The sequence below is a fragment of the Nitrospirota bacterium genome, from assembly GCA_016235245.1.
Classification (GTDB): domain Bacteria; phylum Nitrospirota; class Thermodesulfovibrionia; order Thermodesulfovibrionales; family UBA6898; genus UBA6898.
In genome coordinates, this window is record JACRLO010000027.1 from 23,392 (window position 1) to 47,544 (window position 24,153).

The following is a 24,153-nucleotide window of genomic DNA, read 5'->3' on the forward strand; positions in this document are numbered from 1 at the left end:
AAAGCAGTCTCTTTGGGTTATACTTTGCAAGCCGGATCGTAGCGTCTGCACCTAATTCAAGAAATCTGCGTTGAGAGGGCCGTGAGAGAATCAGCATCGCGCTTTACAGACGAACTTATTCTTTATTCAGGCCAGTATGCCCTCTTTTATATCCTGATGAACTTCAGCATGGACTTCCTGAACTATTTCAGAAATTTCGGCCATACCATGCTCCTTCTCATCCTCTTCGTGCAGACCACAATCCTCGCACGTTATGGGTCAAGGGGAAGGGTTCGTTTTTTTGGCTCACTCATTGCACCGCTGATATATACACTGGTAGAAATCCGGGAAGGGTCATCCTTTATTTTTAATACCGGCCATATATTTTTCTGGGTTTTTTCAATTATTACCGGCGCCCTTCAGGCTGTGGCAGCGCAGTACCCGGGCGGGAGCCGAAAGAAGATCATTGAGGCGCTTATCACAACGACAAACGTGATCATCTTTATCTTCCTCTATTTTTATTTTGATCTGAAGCTGTCCGCTGAGAAGCAGTATGCTGCGGGCAACATAGGATATGAGGCGATGCGAGAGAGACTCGATGTTTTTCATCTTCTGGAAGGGTTCAGGGCTTTTCTCTCCGACCCTGCACATATTTACATCATTTTTGGAGGTCTGATCCTCAGCCTGTCGCTCTCTATCGGAAGGATCAGGATTATCACGCTGAAAGAACGGATCAATGAGCTGTTTGGCCGGTATGTTGACAATAACTTCCGCGACGAAATTCTACGCCGGCCATCCAATAAATCATCAAGGAAAAAGCTCTGTATCCTGTTTGCTGACATCAGGGGATTTACCGGCATCAGCGAGACCTATGAGCCTGAGGCGGTCACCGAGATGCTGAACTTGTATTTTACGGCGTGGGAGCAGACAGCCACGGCACAGAGCGGAATCATCGACAAATACATCGGCGATGCCATTATGGTGATATTCGGGGTCAAGAGCCTAAAAGACCCCTGCGGCCTTGCGGTTGCATCTGCAACTGAAATGCTCCGCCGCCTCCCCGAGATACAGCAGGCGCTCAAAGAGAGGGAGCTGCCGGTAATCAAAGACATCGGGATCGGCATTCATTACGGAGATATTATTATCGGCGACATCGGAAGCAGAAACAGACTGAACTATACCGTAATCGGAGATAATGTCAACATCGCAGCACGCATCGAATCGCTTTGTAAAAAATACACCAGACAGTTGATTGTAAGCGAATCGGTTTTTGAATCGCTTGGCGCTGAACAGCAGGTCCTGTTTGATTTTCTTGACAAGACAGCGTTAAAAGGAAAAAAAGGGGAGATTGCTGTTTATTCTGCCCACCCATAATGAAATTACCGAATAGGGACGTCACGTCTGCCGGCCCGCGCCTGTCACCTATTTTGATATCCGCGAGACCGTCTGCTAAAAGGCCTTTATAAATGTCGCGCCCTATTTCTTTTCTTTATACGTTTTGTCTTTCCGGACTGACACAGTGACAGTAAAATTCTCCGGTCCCAGGTCCGGGTTTTTCTCGAGCTCTTCGACAAAAATCGCAATCGCCTTTTTCATATAGTCCGCAAAGTGTACTCTCCCCGGTAATGCCTGGATCCTCTGTCGCGTCTCTTCGTCGATTGAAGCCGTATACTTTGCCATTGATGTTCCTCCGTTTCTCCGCCCGCATTATGCCGGCAGCGTTATTTCGCCGTCCCGCGACCTGAAGATATGCGTCAGTCATACATAGAATTATTCAGCAAACACGATACATAACGTAAAACGACGTCCGGGAAGGTGCGCAGGGAGAGCGTGTCAGCGGGCTTGCCGCAACTCACCGTTATAAAAAACCTCGCACCTGCCGCCTTGAACAATGCGTTTTGTCTTCCGGTAAAGGTTGAGGAGCGGACCGGCGAGAGACTCCACCGCGCTCACCGCGCCGATCCGTGGACTGCCGAAGGGACCGCTGATGCCCTGTTTTACTTTTGCGCATCCCTTGTTATCGACAATAGCCACTAGTATAGTATCATATTGTTGCCTGACCAGATCGAGCTTGCCTTTCAGGGCAAGCCGGTTATGGTGAGTCGCAAGGGCGCAGTCCGCAGCCTCTGCTACGCCGTCTTTGATCTTCCAGCGGGAGATGAACTGCGTGATGACACCCTGCCCTCCCCGGGTCTGGTTATACAAGTCCCCATAGCGGTATCCCTTGAGTGCAACGGTACTGAGAGGTCCGGCGATGAAGAAAGCTCCAACATCGACGAGATTGAAATTCTGGCTCGTTTCATATGACGAGAGGACCCTGTCGAGGTCTATCGTATGCGTGACGAGATTTTCACCCCGGAGAGAAAAAATACCGTCCATGCCGCTCATCAGATTGGGGCTTCCTTTTTCTTGTAGCGTCAGGGAAGCATAAAGCTCCCCCTTCCCGCCGATCATTTTTTTGGTGCCAAAGGACTCCTGAAGTTTTTCGAAGTCAATCTTCGATGCCTTCAAATTGATTGTATACAGAGCATCGACTTCCGACTTGTCTGCCGTTGCATCTCCTTCGGCCTTCGCTCCAAACAAATCCATCGTAAGAGATGTGAGGGAGATTACACCTTTCTCCGTTTTTATAAAACTTTTGACATTGTCGATCTTGAGGTCCTTTTTCCGTATCTCCTTGCAGTTGAGGATCCCGGTGAATGCGATGTTTCTGATGATAACCCCTGAGGCTTCTACTATTGTAAGGTTCTTGACAGCCAGTTTAATTTCTTTCAACGAGGTCTTTTCCCCGGCCTTGCTGTCAACGTAGTCGAGGGCCGCGATGGTAAGAGGTTCGAAATTGTATATCCCCCTGACCGCTGTTACGGAAGACTTGAGATTCCCGATTCTGAAGCCTTTTTGCAGCACCTCCCTGCAGTCCATGCTTCCGAAAAACGAGGCGCTTCTTATGGCGTTGCCGGCTATTGAAAGGTCCTTGAGAGCGAGGTTGAAATCCTTAAACTCCGTCTTTTCCCCCGACTTCCTGTCGATATAGACAAATGCCCCCTTAAAGAGCTTAAGATCATTCAAACGGAAAGCTGCCCCGGGACTCCCTTCAGTGGCTTTATTATCCGCGCCTTCAAAATTAAATTTCCCATCTACTTCCTTCACAATGGTGACAACCGGCCTGACAAGCTCGCAACTGGTGACTTTGAGCTGCTTCCTGAGCAGGGGTATCAACTCCGCTCCCAGTTTAAGGTTTTTGAGGGAAAGGACTTCGGCCCCCTTGTTGTAAACATGCATATCCTCTGCCGATATCGCCAGGGGAAAGAAAGACAGCCCCATCGTTCCCTTGATCCTGACATCAAGGCCGGTAGCCCCCGAGGCAACCGTCTCGATGCGGGGTCTGAATGAATTTATGTCGAAGGCAAGGGAAATAACGGCTGCAGCCAAAAGGAGTGCAATGGCAAAACCGCCAAGGGTAAAAAGGACTTTTTTTGTCTTTGCTTTCATGAGAGAATACTACAGGTTCCGGCATTAAAATGCTGCCCGCCCAGCGGCATCCCGGCCTCCATACAATTTGCAGATCCTGATTTCAGGGTATCACACAAGGGTAGAGTCGTCAAATAGCGGACAGGCTATCTGAAGTTTACTGAATACGGGCAGACCATTGTGTATGACGGTTGCATCATTTCAGATCTTTAAGAAATGGCCGGACAAAAATAGTCTTGATCTTGACATTATCTGAAAATAATATAGTATGTAAGTAGTCAGCAGGCGAATCGGATTGATCATTTATGATTCTGCGCATACTGCTGCTCCCTGGGATGGATTGTATGACCCGAAAGGTAGTATGATATTCAGTCACCAAGGGCGTGAGAAGAAAACGATATTTTTCTCAGCGGATATTGCAGCCGTAAAAAATAAGAAATTCAGCAGGAGGGCAGAGATGAAAGGAAAAACAGCAAAGAGTGTATTGGTATTCGTTGTTGCCGTATTTTCGATGAGTTTGATGGTCGGGTGCTCCCATCTGGAGAAGGCCCCCAACAGAGAAGGGTATGTCATGTATCACAAACCGCTGCCGGAGGCAGACCGGGCGATTGAGAAGGCCCGCGCTGCGGGCAAAGACAAAGAATGCCCGGCAGAATTCAACGCTGCAAAAGCCAAGGTAGACGAAGCCTTTGAAATCTACATGGCATGCCGTAATCAGGAAGCGATGGATATGGCAAAAGACGCGATCAACAAGTTTAATGCTCTTTGTCCGCCTAAACCGGTGGCAGAGGTAAAACCTGAGCCCAAGCCAGTGACGCCACCGCCGCCTCCGCCGCCTCCGGCTCCAGTCGTTGCACCGGTAAAGATAATCCTTGAGGATATACATTTCGACTTTGATAAGGCGAAACTTACGAAAGAGGCAATAGCTATTCTCGACAGCAACATTAAGACACTGAAAGCAAACCCGCGCGTAACTGTTCAGGTCGAGGGACATACCTGTGCTCATGGTGCTGAAGCTTACAATATGGCCCTGGGAGAACGCAGGGCAATTGCAGTTAAGGAATACCTTGTGCAGAAGGGTATAACTGCCGACAGGATGACGACGATCAGCTATGGCGAAACCAGACTCGCCATGCCGGAGAAACCAACACCAAAGAACAAGAATGCAGCGGAAGCAAAGGAAAACAGACGCGTCCACTTTGAAGTAATCGTAAAATAGAAGCACGAGGGCAAGGGGCCGGGAAACGTCATGCGTTGACCCGGCCCTTTGATCTTGATACGTATGCCAACGATGTAATCTGACTTGACGATTGCGGGGCAAAGGACAGAATGTCGTACAAACCAAGGCACCGTCATTTGCAAACCGATCTTTTCCCGACAGCCGGCAGCGTTCTTCAGTGCTTTATACCATACAAAACCGCTGGGGATCTGATCGTGGCTAAGATCAGACAGATCAAGGACATGAACTCCGTGGACCGCTCCCTGAACATCAATAAAACAATGGATGAGGGCATACCGTTCTAAAGCATGGCTGAACTCAGGAAAGACAGCATTGGCGGTATCCCCAATATGTATTGGCGATACGTCGCGGCACTTGCTATCACTGCAGTGGTCATATTCACCTGGAACACCTTTTTCAATGTCGGCCCTCCGCCCCGCTATACGATAAACTACACGCAGTTCATGGAGCAGCTGAACGCCGGGACCATAAAATCCGTTTCAATAAAAAAGCTGCTTGTACACGGGGAACTCTCAAAGGAAGTCAGCCTGCCGTTTCCGGGGGAACAGAAACCCGCAACCGTAAAACACTTTCTTACCGTCCTGCCTTCTTTCCAGGGGGAACAGCTTCTGTCCCAACTGAAGGAAAAAAACGTAATGATAACCATCGAATCAGGAGAAGAAGGCTTCTTCACGCAGTTCATGATCGGCATCCTGCCATGGGTGCTGATCATCGGCATCTGGGTCCTGGTCATGAGAAAAAGTCAGCAGATTCAGGGCGGTCCCGGAGGACTCTTTACGTTTGGGGCAAGCAAGGCCAAACTGTTCGATGTGAAGAAACCGGGTGTTACCTTCAAAGACGTTGCCGGCATGGACAATGTAAAGATGGAGCTGCGGGAAACGATAGAGTTCCTGAAAGACCCCTCCCGGTTCGAAAAGATCGGCGCAAAAGTGCCTAAGGGGGTGCTTCTGATCGGGCCTCCGGGAACCGGCAAGACCCTCCTTGCACGTGCAACCGCCGGAGAGGCTGCAGTGCCTTTTTACAGCATCAGCGCCTCTGAATTCATCGAGATGTTCGTGGGAGTAGGCGCCTCACGCGTCAGGGATATGTTTAAAAAGGCAAAAGATACCCATCCGAGTATTATATTTATCGATGAGATAGATTCTGTGGGACGAACACGCGGCACCGGTCTTGGCGGCGGTCATGATGAAAGAGAACAGACCCTGAATCAGCTTCTGAGCGAAATGGACGGATTCGATCCTCACACCGAGGTGATCGTCATGGCAGCAACGAACAGGCCTGATGTGCTGGATCCTGCACTCCTGAGGCCCGGAAGGTTTGACCGGCATATTGTGATAGACAGGCCGGGATGGAAAGAACGGAAGGCGATCCTTGAAATTCATGCAAGGGGCAAGCTGCTTTCAGATAATGTCGATTTCGAAATTCTGGCTCGGGGAACACCCGGCATGACAGGCGCAGACCTTGAGAATCTTGCAAACGAAGCAGCCCTCGTTGCCCTGAGAAAGGGCAAGGAGAAGATCGATATGCATGACTTCGAAGAGGCGCAAGACATTATTCTCATGGGAGCAGTGAGAGAAGAGACCATAAGTGAAAAGGAAAAGAGGATAACCGCATATCATGAGGCAGGCCACACCCTGGTCTCCTGGAGTCTCCCCGGCGCTGACCCGATATATAAGGTCAGCATCATCCCGCGCGGCATGGCAATGGGTGTCACACAGCTCCTTCCTGAGGAAGACCGGCATTACTATCCGCGCATATATCTCATGGACAAATTGAGCATAGCCCTTGCAGGAAGAGTTGCCGAAAAACTCGTTTTTAACGACAGTAGCAGCGGTGCGCAGAACGATCTGAAAGAAGCAACAGCACTCGCAGAAAAGATGGTGGCGCAGTGGGGAATGAGCGATCGGGTCGGCCCGATCAATCTCGGCAGAGGAGAGGAGCATCCGTTTCTCGGCAGGGAGTTGTCTGCGCCGAAGCGGTATAGTGAAGAAATGGCCTGGATCATGGATCAGGAAATTCAGAAGCTGATCATTGATTCGGAATCAAGGGCAACAGAAATACTGGAAGGAAAAAGAACTACGCTTGATGCCCTTGCTGAAGCCCTGATCAGGGACGAGATCCTTGAACGGGCTGATGTGGAGCGGATAATACAGGGTTCCATTGAATAACCTATTCGTATGACATCGCCCACGCGGCAATAGGGTAAAGGGTGCCGTTTACCCCCTAATACAGGACCGCCCCATTCTGATTTGCGGTTTCGGCTGTGAAAGAGCATTTATACAACGCCCCGTGCAGACCGTGAAAAATCAGTTCCAACTGATTATTTTGCTGAAATGAAAGTGCAAGGCAGGCTGTAACATGGGGTTCATGAGTTCAGCAAAGGAAATACCCACAAAATAAAGGTTCCCCCTCCCCGCACAATGAACCACCCTCCCCCGGATCGTATCTTTCTGGCGCATACCGTTTGCTGCAAGAAATTCTATTTCAATCGATGCCGCTGTCCCTGGCTTTATGGCTTCAGACGAGTAGAGACCCAAACCGGCAAGTGATATATTTGCGACAAGCGCTTCAAAGGGGACCGCATTTTCGTCTTCTGTCAGTGACCAGGTCCAAAACATCGAACTTCTCGAGACATATCTTGCCCCGCAGGGGTATGACATTGTCAGGGCAGAAAGCGGAGCAGAAGCGCTCTGGAAACTTTCCGGCAATCAAATCGATCTAGTTCTGCTGGACGTCATGATGCCCGGCATGAATGGTTTTGAAGTTACCTTCAGGGTCAGGCAAAATGATACCGATCGACAGCTTCCGATAATCCTGGTCACTGCGTTACGGGAAACAGAAGACCGGGTAAAAGGCATTAAAGCCGGTTGTGATGATTTTATTTCAAAGCCTGTTGACAAGATGGAGCTTTTAGCCAGGGTCAGGTCTCTGCTGAGGGTCAAGGCCTACAACGACCTGCTGGACAATTATCGGGAAGAACTTGAGGCAACAAAACTATCCGCAGTTGAAGCCAGTGAATTTGCCGAGAGCGTCATAAACACCGTGCGTGAACCCTTAATCGCTCTGGATCAGGATTTACGGGTAGTCAAAGTCAGCCGCTCCTTCTATGAATTCTTCAAGGTAAACCCCCAGGAGACTGTGGGGCGGCTTATCTATGACCTGGGTGATAAACAGTGGGATATCCCTGGGCTGCGGGAACTTCTCGAAACCATCCTTCCCCAAAAAACGACCTTTGATAACTATGAGGTAGAGCACGATTTTGCCATCATCGGCAGACGCACCATGCTTTTGAACGCCCGGCAGATTCAGCGGAAGATGGGCAAGGAACGGATCATCCTCCTGGCCATCGAGGACATCACCTAACGCAAACAGTCAGAGGAAAAGATCCAGCAGATGGCCTTCCATGATTTCCTGACAGGTCTTCCCAACCGCAAACTTTTCTCCGATCACCTGAACATTGCCCTGGCCCATGCCCAGAGGAATCAAAACAAAATAGGCATCGCAATGCTCGACCTCGATAATTTCAAGGACGTCAATGACACCCTTGGTCATGATACAGGAGATCTCCTTCTCAAAGCTACGGCAGAGCGGCTAAGTGCATCTCTGAGGAAGGGTGATACGGTTGCACGCTTTGGCGGCGACGAATTTGTGCTGATCCTGCACGACATGGAGGGAATGGAAGGTGCAATCGAGGTTGCACAGAAGATCGTTGAGCGGTTTCGTGAGCCTTTCCTCATTGAAACCCATCACCTTGTGGTGACAACGAGTATCGGCATCGCTGTCTATCCTGATGATGGAAAAGATGAAGGCATCCTCCTGAAAAATGCCGATATTGCCATGTATCAGGCAAAGCAGGCAGGGCGGGCACAATACCAGCTCTATAAAGAGGCCTGAGGATGTTTAAGAGTCACATTACAAGGGATAGAGGATGAACAATAAACCCGTAATTCTGGTTGTTGATGACCAGATCCAGAACATCGAACTTCTCGAAGCACATCTCGCTCCGCAGGGATATGAAATTCTCAAGGCAGAGGATGGTGAAGCAGCACTCATGGTTGTCAGGGAGAACCCTGTTGACCTCGTGCTGCTTGACGTCATGATGCCGAAGATCGACGGGTTTGAGGTCTGCAGGAGGATCAAGGCGGACGAGAGGCTCCGGAACATTCCTGTCGTCCTGATTACAGCCCTTGCGGCAAAGGAAGACAGGATCAAAGGCATCGAGGCTGGGGCAGAGGACTTCATCTCAAAACCGATCGATAAAGGAGAAGTCCTCGCCCGGGTCAGAATGCTTCTTAAAATGAAGACCCTGAACGACCGTCTTAATCACGCCTACGAAGAGATCAACAATATGACGAACTTTGGCGAGGCGAGCATCCTGTCTTTTGATCCACTGAAATTTGCCTTCCTCCCGAAGGTGGATGATATTGTAAATCAGATAATCCGTAAAACGTCCGATGCCTTTGACAGACCGCAATTAGTTATTGTTGGAATTCCTGATGAGCATCATGACTGGCAGTGGTACCACTATGAGTATATGCTGAATGAGCTTACCAGGACACCGCTCTCCTTCGACTTCCAGCAAACAGTTGGGGATACCGATAAACCGAGAATCGTTTTTTATAACGAAAACGACCAGAGCCAATCGGAATTGCATATAATTAAGGAAAAGCTCGCATCCCTGATGATACCAGTCTCCAACATGGCATGCTATCAGAGCCAATCGCTATGCATATTTGCAGTAAATTACAACAGGGATGTTACACCGTATGACGCGTCGGTCTTAAACAGCTTTGTTATGCAGAGTCTGTTTCTGAAGTCCCTCTCCGGCCAGATTCTCGAAACAGAATCCGCTTTTGAATATACCGTCTATGCGCTTGCTCGGGCATCAGAGGCATATGACGAGGACACAGGCAATCATATTCTTCGGGTTGGTGATTACTGCGCCATGATCGCAGAGGGCCTCAAAATGCCTGAGAAATTTATTGAGGCTATGCGTATTCAGGCCACCCTGCATGATGTCGGCAAAGTTCATGTCCATCCCGATATTCTGAGAAAGCAGGGGGAACTCACGCCCGAAGAATGGGTCAAGGTAAAAGAACATACCGCGCACGGGTCGAAGATCATCGGAAATCATCAGAGACTGGTCATGGCAAGTAAAATAGCCTCATCGCATCATGAGCGGTGGGATGGAAGCGGTTATCCGCAGGGACTGAAAGGCGATAAAATCCCTATTGAAGGACGGATTTTAAACATTGCAGACCAATACGACGCACTGAGAAACAGTCGCTCCTATAAACCGGCCTTCGATCATCAGACCACATATAAGATTTTAGTCAGTGGTGATGGGAGATCATTGCCTGCGCATTTTGATCCCGAAGTGATGCGTCAGTTCAAGAAACTCCATAATCGTTTTGAGGAATCGTATGAAAGACGAAAAGGCTGATGTTCCCCCTGTTGAAAATGCATTTCCCTTATGTGGCAAATTCCGATTTTGTTGACCCGCCCCAACACAGTGATCTGCCCGGATCTCAAATGCCCCCTCATCCTAAGAACTCATTCAGATTTTAGCGCCAATTTCGTATAATACCTTCACGGGTTCAAATCCGGAGAAAGATGCGGGGCTGAAATATTGCAGATAGATACACTATGACAAAGCAGAGAATTGTCTGATGCTGAACCGGCGACATTCAATATCCAGAGTCATTACCTACATCTCAGCCGCGGTCATCAGCATTTTTGTGATCGCCATTCCGCTCAGTTATTTTGTTATCTCGTATCAGTATATGGCCGGAAGTCTGAAGACCGATGCTGAAATTAATGCCGCCATAATCTCTCATTCAATGAATCTGGAAGGTCCCGAGCAGGAGATCGGACAGGAAAAACTTACGGAATCGATCTCACAGCGGCTCAGACAGGGCAGCGGTGAGATCCGGCGTCTCGTCAATGAGAAAAATGTGGTTGTGGCTGAAACTGCCGACCATATCAAACCGCCCTTTATCATGCAGGCCGCTCTTCTTACCAACCCTGACAAGGCCACTCTCAGGGTTGAGATTTATCGTTCTGTCCGTCCGCTGGTCGAAAGAACATTGCTGATCGCGCTTCTGGGGTCCATTGTCGGCACAGTCGTTTTTATTACCCTGAGAAACCTGCCGCTCAAGACACTCTACCGCTCTGAAATGGCGCTCATACAAAGCGAAGAGAGATACAGAGATTTATTCGACAGCGCCTCTGACCTCATCCAGATCATCTCGCCTGAGGGGGCCATTGTGTATGTCAATCGGTCATGGCTCAAAGTGATGAAATACGATCAGCAGGAGATCGAGGGGCGGCCCTTTCTGGATATCGTCCATCCTGAAGACAGGCAGATGTTTACCGCAGCCTTTCAGGCGCTGCTGGCAGGGGAAATAACCGACCGCTTCGAAGCCAGACTCATCACGAAGTCCGGGACGATCATCCAGGTCGAGGGGAGCGTTGATTGCGGATTCAGGGACGGACAGCCCGTATCGTTCCGGGCCATCTTTCATGACAGCACAAAACGCAGGATCGTCGAAGACGCCCTGTACCATTCGGTGGAAGACCTTGAATCAAAGACTGTTGAACTTCAGGACGCATACGCAAAGATCGAGACCGACCGAAACAATCTGCGTTCGGCCCTCACCGTCTTTGCCGAGATCATATCCGACATAGAAAAGAAAAAGGGCTTCGAATCCTATGTCTATGAGCCGCAGGAAAACCCTTTTATCCCTGTCTGCTGGCAGACCCTCAACTGCGGCCATCTGGAATGCCCGGTATACGGCAAAGTGAATATCCGATGCTGGCAGATAGCGGGAACGCACTGCGGCGGCATGATACAGGGACATTTTGCCCGAAAATTCAGCGATTGCAAGGAATGCCGCGTATATAAACTGTCGATCACAGACCCGGCCTTCGAAATACGTGAGACCTTCAGCAATATGATGCATATTCTTCAGATCAAGCATAATGAACTGGTAGCGGCACGTCTGGCCTCGGAAGAGGCCAGCAGACTGAAATCGGAAATCCTTGCGAATATGAGCCACGAAATTCGTACGCCGATGAACGGCATTATCGGCATGACGCTGCTGGCGCTGGATACTGAACTGACCGTCGAGCAGCGCGACTACCTGGTAAACGTGCGCAAAAGCGCCTATGCACTCCTGGACCTGATCAATGACATCCTGGATTTTTCAAAGATCGATGCAGGCAAAATGACGCTCGAAGATACAGACTTTAACCTGCGCGTGCTTATGGAGGACGTGATCGATACCCTGGCGCCGCAGGCTGCTGAAAAGGGGCTTGAACTGGCACTGCTCCTCAGTCATGATGTGCCGTCGCTCCTCAGGGGAGATCCGGGCAGGCTGCGCCAGATCCTCCTTAACCTTGGCGGCAACGCCGTGAAGTTTACGCAGACGGGTGATGTTCTGATCAGCGCCGAACTGATTGAGGAGACCGACAATACTGCTGCCATTCTGTTTCGGGTGAAGGATTCGGGGATAGGCATCCCGGCCGATAAGCAGCAGAACATATTCGAGGCTTTTGTCCAGGCTGACGGCTCTACAACCCGCCTCCACGGAGGTACGGGACTTGGCCTCTCGATATCAAGGAAGCTGGCCGATATGATGGGCGGCGAAATAACACTTGAGAGCGAACCAGGAAAAGGCAGCAGCTTCTGGTTTACCTTGTCCTTTGCTAAACAGCAGGGCGTTCATGCACCAGAGGAGGCCTCGGGCTTTGATTTCAGGGGCATCAGGGTCCTGATCTCCGATGACAATGCGACAAACAGTGACATCCTGATCAGGATGTTCGGCAGTGTGGGCTGCCTCACCGATGCGGCAGCAGGCGGGGCATCCACCATTGAAGCACTCGGTGAAGCTGCCGCTGCGGGAAGGCCGTACCACGCAGTAGTGCTTGATTTGCAGGTGCCCGACATGAACGGTGAACACACTGCCGCTATCATCAGGAACACACCCTCGATTAAAGATACGGCGGTAATTGTAATCACGTCGCTCGGAAATCGCGGGGACGTGGCTCATTTGCGGGAACTCGGCTGCGAAGGGTATCTCGTAAGACCGGTAAAACAGACTTTTCTGCTGGATGTTATGGCTGCAATCCTGAGCGCAAGAGCGGAGGGAAAACGCAGAGAGATATCTCCTGTGGTAACAAGGTACGCCATTGCCGAGAGAAAATTCAGTGACCTCAGCATCCTCGTGGTAGAGGACAACCCGATCAACCAAAAGCTCATTGTGTCGATGCTCAACAGGGGAGGATACAGCAGGATCGAGATGGCAGACAATGGCCGTACAGCTGTCGAGACCTCAGGAAGAAATGACTTCGATATTAGTCTCATGGATGTCCAGATGCCGGAAATCGACGGCTTCGGGGCCACACAGTTAATCCGCGAAAGGGAAGCAGGCAGAAGACATACGGTTATCGTGGCAATGACAGCGCTTGCGATGAAGGGAGATCGCGAAAAATGCCTGGCAGCCGGAATGGACGATTATCTCTCCAAGCCGATAGACCCTCATACCCTCTTCAAGGTCATCGAAAAATGGTCAAGATCGCAGACAGCCAAATATTTCAGACCGGCTGAGTACAGCATGGATAAGGAGCATGAAACAAAAAAGAGCGTTTGCATGGCGTCGCCGATTGATATGCCTGCAGCCCTGACACGATTTGACAATGACAAGGTCTTTTTCAAAACAATGCTCGATACCTTTCTGAACAGTCTCCCCCAAAAGATCCATGAACTTGAAGATGCCGTCAGATCGGGAGATGCTTCCCTGGTCGAACAGTGCAGCCACAACATAAAGGGGGTGGCAGGAATGCTGAGCGCCCAGGCTGTCTTTTCTGCCGCGATGAAGATCGAGGGAAAGGGATCGGATAAAGACCTGACGGACGTTGCCGTGCTGATCAATGTCCTGAAAACGGAAATATCTGAACTGACCGCCTTTGCAAAAACTATTGAGACTGGGGCGGAGGGGTATATCTGATCTCATCCGTTTCTGTCATTCGTAATTCATGCCGGGCGATAATTACGGAAGCCATTGACAATTCGTTTTTTGGAAACGTAATCTAAATAATGATCGCAATTGTTGATTACGGTATGGGCAATCTCAGAAGTGTAGAGAAAGGCTTCCAGAAAGTCGGTATAGAGGCAACAGTAACTTCAAGTCCAGGGGTGATTGATAATGCCGGGGCAGTGGTGCTGCCCGGTGTCGGGGCCTTCAAGGACTGCATCAGAAACCTTACTGACCTGTCACTTACGGACAGCGTAATCAGGTCTATACAAAAGGGCAAACCCTATCTCGGTATCTGCCTCGGCCTTCAGGTGCTCTTCAGCGAATCAGAGGAGTTTGGGACCTGCAAGGGGCTCGATGTTTTCAGGGGAAAGGTCGTCCGCTTCGGCGCGGGAATGAAGGTGCCGCATATGGGCTGGAACACGGTTACCATTGCCAGAAGGCCTCCGATATTCGGCAGTATTGAGGACAATTCCTATTTCTATTTCGTGCATTCTTTCTACGTTGTCCCCGAAGATACGGGAATTATCAGCGGGACCACCGACTATAACGGCAGCTTCACCTCCATGATCTGGAAGGACAATGTTTTTGCGACCCAGTTCCACCCGGAAAAAAGCCAGGAACTGGGCCTCAGGATATTGAAGGGCTTCGGAGATTTTGTAAAAAAGGCCTGATATCACCGACCCCCTCTGCTCGTTTCATCCCCTGTTTTTTGTAATCCACTGCTCTCTTTGCTACTGTTTGTGAACATATCAATGTATGGGACAACCGTGGAACTGAAGCAATTCTTCATACCGCAATCAGGGCCAGCTGCATTGTTCAGGGAGATGTCCAGGAAAGATAGCAGCACTTCAGGGGACTTACGTGGTAAACTGTTTCAGTCGCAAGAAATACTATATCAAGGAGGGTTCAATGGGCGAGACAAATGAGGAGATCACGCAGTTTGATGCACAGGATGTGGAGAAGAACAAAGTATTGGCGATCGTGGGGTACATATTCCCGATTCTATTTTTCATCCCGCTGGTGACGGATGCCAAAAACAGCCTCTATGCCAAGTTTCATGTTAACCAGCAGTTGATCCTCCTTATCTTCGGGTTTGCCGGAGGTATAGGACTGGGCATTATATCATTCATTTTGGCCTTCATCCCTGTTATGGGGCCGTTGATGGCTATGCTGCTTATGCCGGTATTCTGGTTTGCCTGCCTGGCGCTTATGATCATGGGCATCATTAATGCGGCAAACGGCGGCACAAAAAAACTTCCTGTTGTCGGCGGTCTTGCCACTCTTATTAAATAAACCGCTCACCGTATCGGTTAACAATGAAAAGCCCTGCATTTTTGCAGGGCTTTTTTTATTCGTATCTGAGTGCTTCTATGGGGTCGAGAAGGGATGCCTTATATGCTGGGTAGAAGCCGAAGAAGATGCCGACCAGTCCTGAGAAACCGAAGGCCAGGACAATCGAGAGCGGCGAGACGATCGTGGACCATCCTGCAAGCGCAGACAATATTTCCGAACCGGATATGCCGATGATGATCCCGGCAACACCGCCTATGAGGGAGAGAATCAGCGCCTCGATGATGAACTGGAGCCTGATGTCCCAGGTCTTTGCGCCGATCGCCATCCTGATGCCGATCTCCCTGGTCCGCTCCGTTACCGAAACGAGCATGATATTCATAATGCCGATGCCTCCCACAAGCAGGGAAACAGAGGCTATGGCTGCAAGCAGAAGGGTCATTACCTCTGTCTGCTGCTCGGCAGCCTGCATCATGGAGGTAAGGTTTCTGACCGTGAAGTCATCGTCCTGTTTCGGTCCGATATGATGCCTCTGCCTCAGCAGTTCATTTATCTGTTTTTCGGCGTTGGGAAGGTCCTCAGTGCTTTTTGCCTTCACCATGATCATCCTCACCATGCCCGGGAACGTAGTGCCAAAGAGCTTCTTCTGTGCCGTTGACACAGGGACATATATCGTATCGTCCTGGTCACGTCCGCTTGGGTCCTGGCCTTTGCTGTCAAGGCTCCCTATAACCGTAAAGGGCACATTCTTTATCCTGATAATCTGGCCGATAGGGTTGATGCCGCCGAAGAGATTATCAATAACTGTCTGGCCAAGCAGGCAGACCTTTGCCGCACTTCTGACCTCTTCATCACTGAACGGCCTTCCCTCTGTCAGGGGCCAGTCCCGCACAGAGAGCATATTCGTTGTCGTCCCGGTAATACTGGTTGACCAGTTCTGATGGCCGTAAATCACCTGGGCCGACCCGTTGTGTGCCGGCGCAACATACAAAACAGCCGGGCATTCTTTCTGTATTGCGTCTGCATCACCGATCGACAGCGTGGACTGGGTCCCTGCCCCCAGCCTCACCCCGCCGGCAGCGGTTGAGCCGGGCACAATCATGATGAGGTTGCTTCCGATGCTGGCGAGTTGGTCCCCAAGCTTCTGTTTTGCTCCGGTGCCCACCGCAAGCATGGTTATGACCGCACCGACACCGATGATAATGCCAAGCATAGTCAGGGCAGAGCGCATCTTGTTCACCCTGAGCGCCCTAAAGGATATGCGCAATGTTGAAGGGATATTAATCATGTCTTCCCCGATGATTCATCGCTGAGGACAACACCGTCTCTGAAGAATATCAGCCTCCTGCTGAAATCAGCTATGTCTTTTTCATGGGTCACCAGAATGATCGTGATATTTGACTCTTTGTTCAATTGCACAAAAAGGTCCATTATTTCAAAGCTGGTCTTTGTATCGAGGTTCCCGGTCGGTTCGTCAGCGAGGATCACCGGCGAGTTGTTTACCAGCGCCCGCGCGATGGCTACCCTCTGCTGCTGGCCCCCTGAGAGCTGGTTGGGATGATGGTTTTCCCTGCCTGCAAGGCCCACCTTCGCAAGCGCTGCCGAAGACCTCTCCACCCGTTCCTTTGCAGAAATGCCTTCATAGAGCAGGGGAAGTTCGACATTCTCCATAGCCGAAGTCCTCGGCAGAAGATTGAACCCCTGAAAGACAAACCCCAGTTTCTTGTTCCGGATGGCTGCAAGTTCGTCCCTGTCCATATGAGCCACATCAACCCCTTCAAGCAGGTATCTTCCGGCTGTCGGCTTATCAAGACAGCCAAGGATATTCATAAACGTAGACTTGCCCGAGCCCGAAGGTCCCATGATGGCTATGAATTCGCCCTTTTCAATGCTGAGGGAAACATTCTTGAGCGCATTCAACTCAATGTCCCCGAGACAGTACGTCTTGGAGATTTCCCTTGTTTCGATAAGGGCCATGTCAGAAACGCATGCGCGGTGCCGAAGACTGGGACTGGGACTGGCTTTTCGGTTTTGCCAGGGACTCGACAATTATTTCCTGTCCCTCGGCTATTTCGCCTGAAAGCAGTTCCGTATAGGTGCCGTCGTTTATGCCGGTGGTTATTGCAATGCGCTTGAGCTTCTCATTTTCAAGGACCCAGACGCCGATGCCCTTGCCCTTCTTTGCAGGCGCGTCCTTCTTGTCGGAAGGCGGCCGGAAACGGAGGGCCGTATTGGATACCCTCAGGACATCCTTTTTGCTCGAAACAATTATGGAAACATTGGCAGTCATGCCCGGTTTGAGCTTCAGCTCGGGATTTTCCACCTTTACCACCACGTCATAGGTGACCACGTTCTGCACCGTAATCGGCGCATTTCTTATCGCGGAGACTGTCCCCTGGAAAGGGCTGTCAGGATAGGCATCAACTGAAAATTCAACAGGCTGTCCAACCTGTATTTTCCCTATGTCAGCCTCGGCAACGCTGCTGTCAACCTGCATCTTCGTCAGGTCCTGGGCTATGGTGAAAAGCGTAGGAGTTTGAAAACTTGCGGCAACGGTCTGTCCCGGATCTACGTTCCTGGATACGACCGTGCCGTTTACCGGAGATTCTATTCTGGAATATCTCAGGTTCGTCTCGGCTATTCTCAAGGCAGCCTCGGTCTGGCTGAGCTGTGCCTTTGCAGCAGAGACCTGCGTGCCGGCGGTATCATGGGCAGTCTCTGCTGTATCAACATCGCTCCTTGATATCAGGTTCTTCGCAAAGAGTTCCTTCTGTCTGTTGAAGGTCCTCTTTGCATCGGCAAGCGCCACAACAGCCTTTTCGACGTTCGCCTTTGCAGAAAGGACATTTGCCCGTGCCTGAGCCACCTGGGCATCAAAGATCGCCGGATCAATCTGCGCGATAAGCTGCCCTTTCTTTACCACGGAATTGAAATCAACAAAGATATCTTTGATCGTACCCGAGACCTGGGTGCCGACAAGGACCGTTGTTACGGCATTTACCGTACCGGACGCAGTGATCGACTGTACAATATCACCTTTCGTTACTTTCTCCGTCCGGAATTTTACGCCGTTTCCCTTGCTGTTGCGCCAGAAAAAGCCGGCTGCTGCCAAAACAGCAACAACAGCGACGACTGCAATGATCTTTTTCATCCTACCTCCGGGCAGTACACAACCCCTCTTTATTCATGGAACAATCTGAACCGTTTAATAGTTACATCAGGGTATAGTTTACCATTTAGGCATCTAAAACAGACTTATTTTGCATCTGACTATGGACCTGTTTTGCTCTCTGGGATGGAAGCCTGGAGTGTGAAGAAAAATGTGGTAGCCGGTGGGGGACCGGCTACCGTAGGAGGGGTTTTGATAAGGGTTTTTGCCCTTGTGATCATGTTACAAGAAAATAATGAATTCAATATGAATTACATATTAAATATATTTAAGAATTTTCTATTATCTGACGCCCATCGCCTTTTCAAGACTTGCAGCCGCGATCTTATAATCATAGAGCGCCTGTATATGCGCTGCCTTTGCATTGCTCAGGGCGACCTCAGCATCAGTCACCTCTATGGGGTTGCCTACACCGGCCGAATACCTGCCGGTGGCGATCTCATGGTTTTCTTTGGCCTGGCCCACGGTAAGCTCGGCCGTGACGATCCTCTCTTCGGCTTCCTTCAGACTGAGATAATTCTGCTGTACCTCTAAAAGCACATTTTGGCGCACCGCCTCTTCATTGGCCGTAAATATGATCAGATTTGCCTTAGCCTCTGAAACCTGGTTTTTGGTGAGAAATCCGCTGAAGATCGGTATGGAGAGGGTCATGCCTGCGCTCCAGGAGCCGTCATTGATATCGAATCTCGTGCCTGCCCAAGCCCAGGAGGCATTGCCGGTCAGCATCGGGAAATAGCCTGTCCTGGCGCCATACACTGCTTTTTCCGCAGCAATCCGGCGGGCTGTGAGCGCTTTCAGTTCCGGCCTGTTGTCATAGGCCTTCTTCACCGCATCCTCCAGTCCAACGACATATTTTTCAAAAGAAAGGTTGTCCTCAACAACATACTCCGGCGCATCAGGAACGCCTATGGCATTGTTGAGCGACACCACGGCAAGCCGAACGGCATTCTCTGCCCTGATAAGGTTCAGCCGTGCATTGCTCAGGTCGACCTCAGCTTTTGTCACGTCGAACTTCGGTTTCGTGCCGACCTCGAAAAAGGCCTTTGCCTGTTCAAGGTGCTGCCGGAACTGATTGACCGTCTCTTCAGCAACCGTCCTGTTCCTTTTCGTCCGCAGGATGTTGTAATACGCCTGCTTGACATTCAGAATGATCTGTTCTTCCGTATTTTCAAGGTCAGCCTTCGATGCCTCGATATTCAGTTTCTGGATATTGACGTTTGTCGAGGTCTTGCCAAAATCAAAGAGCATCTGTTTTGCGGATGCGCTGCCTGAATACTGCCACTGGGAGCCGGCTGGCGTAAGCGTCGTGCTGCCGGACTGGACACCGGAAGGTTCATACCGCGCATACCCGGCCGCAGCATCGACCGTCGGCCAATAGCCTGCCTGGGCCTGTCCCTTCCTCGCCTCGCTGACCGCAACTGAGCCCTGTCCCGCAAGCATGTTGGGGTGTCGTATAAGGCCCACCTCGACGGCCCGTTGAAGGGTAATCAGTTCGCCCTTCCCGATAATTTCGACAGCATGCGCGGCAGGGACAAAAGAAAAAGTCGTGATCAACAGTATGAGAATTATTCGTTTCATATATCATTCCTCCGATGGCAAGCATTCATATTGCACTTATTATACACCTTCAGTCAGCTCTGCATAGTGTCCGGTTTTTGCCTGTGCAGGTTGATCCTGAAGCGCCCTTTTACCCATTCCTGCATCCTGTCCATATAGTAATAGACCACCGGAGTTATGTAGAGCGTCAGGAGCTGTGATACCAGCAATCCGCCCACCACCGCAAGACCTAACGAGCGGCGGGAAGCTGCGCCTGCGCCAAACCCGATCGCAATCGGCAGTGTGCCCATGAGCGCTGCCATGGTGGTCATCATGATGGGACGAAACCGTACGATAGCACCCTGGTAGATGGCATCCAGAGGCGCTTTCCCCTCATGCCGCTGTGCATCAAGGGCAAAATCGATCATCATGATCGCATTTTTCTTCACAATGCCGACCAGCATGATAATACCGACAAAGGCATAGAGGTTCAGGTCCTTGCCGAATATCATCAGGGTTATGAGCGCACCAAACCCTGCCGACGGCAGGCCTGAGAGGATCGTGAGAGGATGGATATAACTTTCATAGAGAATACCGAGCACGATGTAGATGACCAAAATAGCTATGATCAGCAGAAGCGCAAGCCCCTTGGTCGAGGCCTGATAAACCTGGGCCGTTCCCTGAAAACCGGTCGTGATGGTCGATGGCAGTGCCATGGCCTCTTTTTGGATGGCAGATACCGCATCGCCGAGTGGCACATCCGGCTTGAGGTTGAACGAGATGGTCACTGAGGTGATCTGGCCGAGATGGTTGACCGACAGCGGCCCCAGATTATTCTTCAGGGTTCCGAGGGATGAGAGCGGGACCAGCTGATCGGCCGAGGAACGGACATAGAGCATGCCCAGTGCCGACGGGTCGGACTGATATCGCGGCTCCAGCTCCATCACGACTTTGTACTGATTATTGGGCGAGTAGATCGTAGTGGCCTGGCGTGAACCGTACGCCGAGTACAGAGTATCCTCGATCTGCTGGGCGGAAATGCCGAGGGCCGCAGCCCGGTTGCGGTCAATGTCGAGATTGATCTGCGGGTTCTTCATCTGCAGGTCCGAGGTGACGTCCTGCAAGATCGGCATGCCGCGCAGTTTCGTTTCGAAGACAGAAGCCTGACGGTAAAGCTCCTCCGTGTCAGGGCTCTGCAGCACAAACTGATACTGGGCCTTGGACTGGGTCGCCTCAAGTCTGATAGGAGGCGGGTTCTGCATGATCATCACAATGCCCGGCACTGTTGCAACCTTGGGACGCAGTTTCTGGATGATCTGATCAGCGTTCAGTTTGCGTTCATAGCGCGGTCTGAGTTTGATAAACATGGCGCCGCTGTTGCCGCCGACCCGGCTGCCGGTGGCTCCCACGGACGACATGAAGGCCTCAACATCCGGCTCCTGCAGCACGATCTCGACAAGCTTCTGCTGTTTGCGCTTCAGTTCTTCAAAAGATATGCCCTGCGCCCCTTCCGTAGTGACGCTGAGAGCACCTATGTCATCGGAAGGAAGCAGGCCCATCGGCATCCTGGTGAAAAGCCATGCCGTCAACAGGGTCATAATAAAGGTCACTGCCATGACCGTGCGGCGGAAATGAAGCACCCACTTGAGTGTCCTTTCATAAAGATTGCGCATGCCGTCAAAGAACCGTTCCATGAACTGATACAGACGACCGTGCCTCTCTTGACCCGGCGGTTTCAGAAAACGGCTCGCGAGCATGGGGGTGAGGGTCAGGGAGACTACTCCGGAGATGAGGATGGCAAAGGTGATCGTAACGGCAAACTCATGCAGCATCCTCCCGAGCATCCCGGCCATGAAGAGCACCGGGATGAAGACCGCCACCAGCGAGATGGTCATCGAGAGGATCGTGAAACCGATCTCCCGGGAACCCTTCAGGGCCGCCTCCATGGGCGTCTCGCCGTGCTCCATATGCCGGACAATGTTTTCGAGCATCACAATGGCGTCGTCCACCACAAAACCGACAGACAGGGTAAGCGCCATCAGGGTGATGTTGTTGACCGAAAAGTCGAGGGCGTACATGACCGCAAAGGTGCCGATGATCGACAGCGGCAGCGCCAGACTCGGTATGACCGTGGCCGACAGATTGCGCAGGAAGAGGAAGATCACCATGATGACCAGGCCAATGGTAAGCAGAAGGGTAAATCTGACGTCAGCCACTGATTCCCGGATCGTTTCGGTGCGGTCGAAGAGTATGTCCAGCTCTACCGATCCGGGCAGCTGCCGGCGAAAGCCCGGGATCTGCTGCTTTATGTTGTCCACCACTTCAATAGTATTCGTGCCTGGCTGGCGCTGAATGGCCAGGACTATTGCCCGGGTAGATTTACCTTTGGTATTGAACCAGGCAGCCACCTTGTTGTTCTCAACACTGTCGGAAACGGTGGCGACGTCCTGCAGCCGCACCGGGGCTCCGCCGCGCCAGGCAATGATCAGTGGTTTGTACGCCTCGGCATTGTACAGCTGACCGGTTGCCAGAATAGTGTAGGCCTGCTTGTCTCCCTGCAGGACGCCGGTAGGCAGATTGACATTGCCGCTGTTCAGCGCTGCCGACACCTCGTCCAGACCGATCTTGCGGCTGGACAAGGCTTTGGGGTCCAGCTGTACCCGCACGGCATACTTCTGGGAGCCGTACACCAGCACCTGGGCCACGCCGTTGATCATCGAGATGCGCGGAGCAATGATGGTATCGGCAAATTCATTGACATCCGAAAGCGGCAGGGTCGGAGAGCTGAGCGCAAGGTAGAGCACCGGCTGGTCGGCCGGATTTACTTTTTGATAGGATGGCGGGGTCGGCATGTCAGCAGGCAGTTGCCGGGCAGCCTTGGAGATGGCTGCCTGTACGTCCTGGGCCGCGGCATCGATGCTCTTCTCGATGGCAAACTTAAGGACAATGATCGAGATCCCCTGACCGTTCGTTGAGGTCATGGCGTCAAGACCTGCAATCGTCGAAAACTGCCGTTCCAGAGGCGTCGCAACAGCGCTGGCCATGGTCTCGGGACTCGCCCCCGGCAGATCGGCCCGCACCTGAATGGTCGGGAAGTCGACTTTCGGCAGGTCATTGACCGGCAGGACCCGGTACGCAAACATACCGACCAGCATCACCGCCAGCATCACCAGGCTGGTCATGATGGGGCGCTTTATGAATAGTTCAGAAAGGTTCATTTCGCTTTGCCAGCTGCAGGGATTTCAGTCTTCGGACCTTTTTCCCTGCCGTGCATTTCCTGTCCCCTGACCTCTGACCCTTGCCCCTTCTTATCCGCTGTCTGCTGCTCTGACTTAATCTCCACCTTTGCTCCGGGAGTAAGCCTGAGTTGTCCGTCAGTCACCACTTTTTCACCTGACTTCAGGCCGCTCTCTATGACCGACTCCTCGCCGAATGTCCTGCTCACCACAACCGGCCGCGCCTCCACGGTTGCATCTTCCCGGATGACAAAGACAAATGCTCCCATCTGTCCGGTCTGCACCGCCTGATTTGGGATAACAATAGCGTTGCTCTGGGTCGCAAGGGTCAGCAGCACATTGATGAACTGACCCGGCCAGAGTCGTCTGTCGCTATTGGCAAAACTCCCCTTGAGTCGTATCGTTGCCGTTGCCGAGTCAACAGCATTGTCGATAAAGGTCAGCTTTCCCTGAAGCGGGTTCGTGTCGTCCTTTGAGAGCAGGGCCTCCACCTTCAATGACCCCCCTGCCATATATTTCTTTATTTCAGGGAGGCTCTTGTCAGGCACGGCAAAGCTCACGTTGATCGGCTGGATCTGGTTAATGGTCACCATGGCCGTATCGGCATTGGCCTTGATAAGGTTTCCTTCATATACCACGAGGCTGCCGGTCCTTCCGGCAAAGGGCGAACGGATCGTGCAGTACGCCAGCTCGAGAGCGGCATTATCCACCTGTGCCTTTGAGGCCTGGGCAACAGCCTCAAGAGCCAGGGCATTGGTGCGCACCTGTTCATACTGGGTCTGCGATACATACCCTTTCTTCACCAGATCCGTATACCGCCGTTCCTCTGCGCGGGCATTCTCTGACTGGGCGCGGTCCCGCGCATAATTGGCGTCAGCCTGCCTGAGCGCTGCCTCATACGGCCTCGGGTCTATGGTAAAGAGCAGGTCGCCCTTCTTCACATCCTGCCCTTCCGTGAAATGGACCCTGGTCAGTGTTCCACCGACCTGGGCCTTGACCGCAAACGTAGACGATGCCTCCGCATTACCGATAGCAGCGATCTGCAGAGGAACTGACTTCTGTGCTGCAACGCCGGCCGTAACCGGCACAGGCGGTTTCGTTATCGGCTGCTCCTGTTTCCTGCCGCAGGCAGCAAGCAGAAAAAACAGTGCCATAAACGCAGCCCAGGACCGCAACCCGGGACCAGGGCCACTT

General features: G+C 51.5%; 17 protein-coding genes and 1 pseudogene. 9 read left to right on the forward strand and 9 right to left on the reverse strand.

Annotation, left to right across the window (positions count from 1 at the left end; all coding sequences use genetic code 11):
• Positions 1 to 81: 81 nt before the first annotated feature.
• A complete protein-coding gene (locus tag HZB31_12070) occupies positions 82 to 1,353 on the forward strand; it encodes an adenylate/guanylate cyclase domain-containing protein (GenBank protein ID MBI5848658.1) in 1,272 nt (423 codons plus the stop codon).
• Positions 1,354 to 1,455: 102 nt separating this feature from the next.
• Here the strand turns inward: HZB31_12070 and HZB31_12075 are convergent, their stop codons facing one another.
• Together HZB31_12075 and HZB31_12080 are read right to left on the reverse strand one after the other, a co-directional pair.
• On the reverse strand, positions 1,456 to 1,659 hold the full coding sequence (locus HZB31_12075; GenBank protein MBI5848659.1) for a hypothetical protein: 204 nt from the start codon (positions 1,657 to 1,659) through the stop codon (positions 1,456 to 1,458).
• Between the two features lie 153 nt (positions 1,660 to 1,812).
• Positions 1,813 to 3,471, reverse strand: coding sequence for an AsmA family protein (locus HZB31_12080; GenBank protein ID MBI5848660.1), 1,659 nt, complete (start codon positions 3,469 to 3,471; stop codon positions 1,813 to 1,815).
• A 436-nt stretch (positions 3,472 to 3,907) separates the two neighbouring features.
• Here HZB31_12080 and HZB31_12085 point away from each other — a divergent pair, with 436 nt between their 5' ends.
• Both HZB31_12085 and HZB31_12090 read left to right on the forward strand, forming a co-directional pair.
• Positions 3,908 to 4,669 carry an OmpA family protein gene (locus tag HZB31_12085; GenBank protein MBI5848661.1) on the forward strand — a complete coding sequence of 254 codons (762 nt, stop codon included), beginning with the start codon at positions 3,908 to 3,910 and terminating at the stop codon, positions 4,667 to 4,669.
• 350 nt (positions 4,670 to 5,019) lie between these two features.
• Positions 5,020 to 6,858, forward strand: coding sequence for an ATP-dependent metallopeptidase FtsH/Yme1/Tma family protein (locus HZB31_12090; protein MBI5848662.1), 1,839 nt, complete (start codon positions 5,020 to 5,022; stop codon positions 6,856 to 6,858).
• A 138-nt stretch (positions 6,859 to 6,996) separates the two neighbouring features.
• Here the strand turns inward: HZB31_12090 and HZB31_12095 are convergent, their stop codons facing one another.
• The gene (locus HZB31_12095; protein ID MBI5848663.1) at positions 6,997 to 7,308 is read right to left on the reverse strand and encodes a PilZ domain-containing protein; all 312 of its coding nucleotides are present in this window, start codon (positions 7,306 to 7,308) and stop codon (positions 6,997 to 6,999) included.
• Between the two features lie 283 nt (positions 7,309 to 7,591).
• Here HZB31_12095 and HZB31_12100 point away from each other — a divergent pair.
• From HZB31_12100 to HZB31_12125, 6 genes and pseudogenes are all read left to right on the forward strand, one after another.
• Positions 7,592 to 8,050: pseudogene (locus HZB31_12100) on the forward strand (PAS domain-containing protein).
• A gap of 33 nt (positions 8,051 to 8,083) precedes the next feature.
• Entirely contained in the window at positions 8,084 to 8,584 is a 501-nt protein-coding gene (locus tag HZB31_12105; protein MBI5848664.1) for a GGDEF domain-containing protein, read from the forward strand.
• Positions 8,585 to 8,618: 34 nt separating this feature from the next.
• A complete protein-coding gene (locus tag HZB31_12110) occupies positions 8,619 to 10,133 on the forward strand; it encodes a response regulator (GenBank protein MBI5848665.1) in 1,515 nt (504 codons plus the stop codon).
• Between the two features lie 226 nt (positions 10,134 to 10,359).
• On the forward strand, positions 10,360 to 13,698 hold the full coding sequence (locus HZB31_12115; GenBank protein MBI5848666.1) for a response regulator: 3,339 nt from the start codon (positions 10,360 to 10,362) through the stop codon (positions 13,696 to 13,698).
• 89 nt (positions 13,699 to 13,787) lie between these two features.
• Entirely contained in the window at positions 13,788 to 14,399 is a 612-nt protein-coding gene (hisH, locus tag HZB31_12120; protein ID MBI5848667.1) for an imidazole glycerol phosphate synthase subunit HisH, read from the forward strand.
• Positions 14,400 to 14,637: 238 nt separating this feature from the next.
• On the forward strand, positions 14,638 to 15,021 hold the full coding sequence (locus HZB31_12125) for a hypothetical protein (protein MBI5848668.1): 384 nt from the start codon (positions 14,638 to 14,640) through the stop codon (positions 15,019 to 15,021).
• A gap of 55 nt (positions 15,022 to 15,076) precedes the next feature.
• On the opposite strand, the gene HZB31_12130 is transcribed toward HZB31_12125, so the two are convergent.
• From HZB31_12130 to HZB31_12155, 6 genes are all read right to left on the reverse strand, one after another.
• The gene (locus HZB31_12130; protein ID MBI5848669.1) at positions 15,077 to 16,306 is read right to left on the reverse strand and encodes an ABC transporter permease; all 1,230 of its coding nucleotides are present in this window, start codon (positions 16,304 to 16,306) and stop codon (positions 15,077 to 15,079) included.
• On the reverse strand, positions 16,303 to 16,995 hold the full coding sequence (locus HZB31_12135; protein MBI5848670.1) for an ABC transporter ATP-binding protein: 693 nt from the start codon (positions 16,993 to 16,995) through the stop codon (positions 16,303 to 16,305). The genes HZB31_12130 and HZB31_12135 overlap by 4 nt, the downstream gene beginning before the upstream one ends.
• A 1-nt stretch (position 16,996) precedes the next feature.
• Entirely contained in the window at positions 16,997 to 18,169 is a 1,173-nt protein-coding gene (locus HZB31_12140; protein ID MBI5848671.1) for an efflux RND transporter periplasmic adaptor subunit, read from the reverse strand.
• A gap of 300 nt (positions 18,170 to 18,469) precedes the next feature.
• Entirely contained in the window at positions 18,470 to 19,765 is a 1,296-nt protein-coding gene (locus tag HZB31_12145) for a TolC family protein (GenBank protein MBI5848672.1), read from the reverse strand.
• A gap of 53 nt (positions 19,766 to 19,818) precedes the next feature.
• Positions 19,819 to 22,941 (reverse strand): efflux RND transporter permease subunit, encoded by a 3,123-nt coding sequence (locus tag HZB31_12150; protein ID MBI5848673.1) that lies wholly within the window; start codon positions 22,939 to 22,941, stop codon positions 19,819 to 19,821.
• Positions 22,938 to 24,113, reverse strand: coding sequence for an efflux RND transporter periplasmic adaptor subunit (locus HZB31_12155; GenBank protein MBI5848674.1), 1,176 nt, complete (start codon positions 24,111 to 24,113; stop codon positions 22,938 to 22,940). The genes HZB31_12150 and HZB31_12155 overlap by 4 nt, the downstream gene beginning before the upstream one ends.
• Positions 24,114 to 24,153 lie beyond the last annotated feature (40 nt).

Excerpts from the sequence above, each read along its gene's own strand:
- HZB31_12085 (MBI5848661.1), top strand. The coding sequence starts at position 3,908 with ATGAAAGGAAAAACAGCAAAGAGTGTATTGGTATTCGTTGTTGCCGTA.
- HZB31_12135 (MBI5848670.1), bottom strand. The coding sequence starts at position 16,995 with ATGGCCCTTATCGAAACAAGGGAAATCTCCAAGACGTACTGTCTCGGG.
- HZB31_12115 (MBI5848666.1), top strand. The coding sequence starts at position 10,360 with ATGCTGAACCGGCGACATTCAATATCCAGAGTCATTACCTACATCTCA.
- HZB31_12155 (MBI5848674.1), bottom strand. The coding sequence starts at position 24,113 with ATGGCACTGTTTTTTCTGCTTGCTGCCTGCGGCAGGAAACAGGAGCAG.
- HZB31_12105 (MBI5848664.1), top strand. The coding sequence starts at position 8,084 with ATGGCCTTCCATGATTTCCTGACAGGTCTTCCCAACCGCAAACTTTTC.
- hisH (MBI5848667.1), top strand. The coding sequence starts at position 13,788 with ATGATCGCAATTGTTGATTACGGTATGGGCAATCTCAGAAGTGTAGAG.
- HZB31_12145 (MBI5848672.1), bottom strand. The coding sequence starts at position 19,765 with ATGAAACGAATAATTCTCATACTGTTGATCACGACTTTTTCTTTTGTC.
- HZB31_12080 (MBI5848660.1), bottom strand. The coding sequence starts at position 3,471 with ATGAAAGCAAAGACAAAAAAAGTCCTTTTTACCCTTGGCGGTTTTGCC.
- HZB31_12110 (MBI5848665.1), top strand. The coding sequence starts at position 8,619 with ATGAACAATAAACCCGTAATTCTGGTTGTTGATGACCAGATCCAGAAC.
- HZB31_12140 (MBI5848671.1), bottom strand. The coding sequence starts at position 18,169 with ATGAAAAAGATCATTGCAGTCGTCGCTGTTGTTGCTGTTTTGGCAGCA.
- HZB31_12075 (MBI5848659.1), bottom strand. The coding sequence starts at position 1,659 with ATGGCAAAGTATACGGCTTCAATCGACGAAGAGACGCGACAGAGGATC.
- HZB31_12150 (MBI5848673.1), bottom strand. The coding sequence starts at position 22,941 with ATGAACCTTTCTGAACTATTCATAAAGCGCCCCATCATGACCAGCCTG.
- HZB31_12130 (MBI5848669.1), bottom strand. The coding sequence starts at position 16,306 with ATGATTAATATCCCTTCAACATTGCGCATATCCTTTAGGGCGCTCAGG.
- HZB31_12090 (MBI5848662.1), top strand. The coding sequence starts at position 5,020 with ATGTATTGGCGATACGTCGCGGCACTTGCTATCACTGCAGTGGTCATA.
- HZB31_12125 (MBI5848668.1), top strand. The coding sequence starts at position 14,638 with ATGGGCGAGACAAATGAGGAGATCACGCAGTTTGATGCACAGGATGTG.
- HZB31_12095 (MBI5848663.1), bottom strand. The coding sequence starts at position 7,308 with ATGTTTTGGACCTGGTCACTGACAGAAGACGAAAATGCGGTCCCCTTT.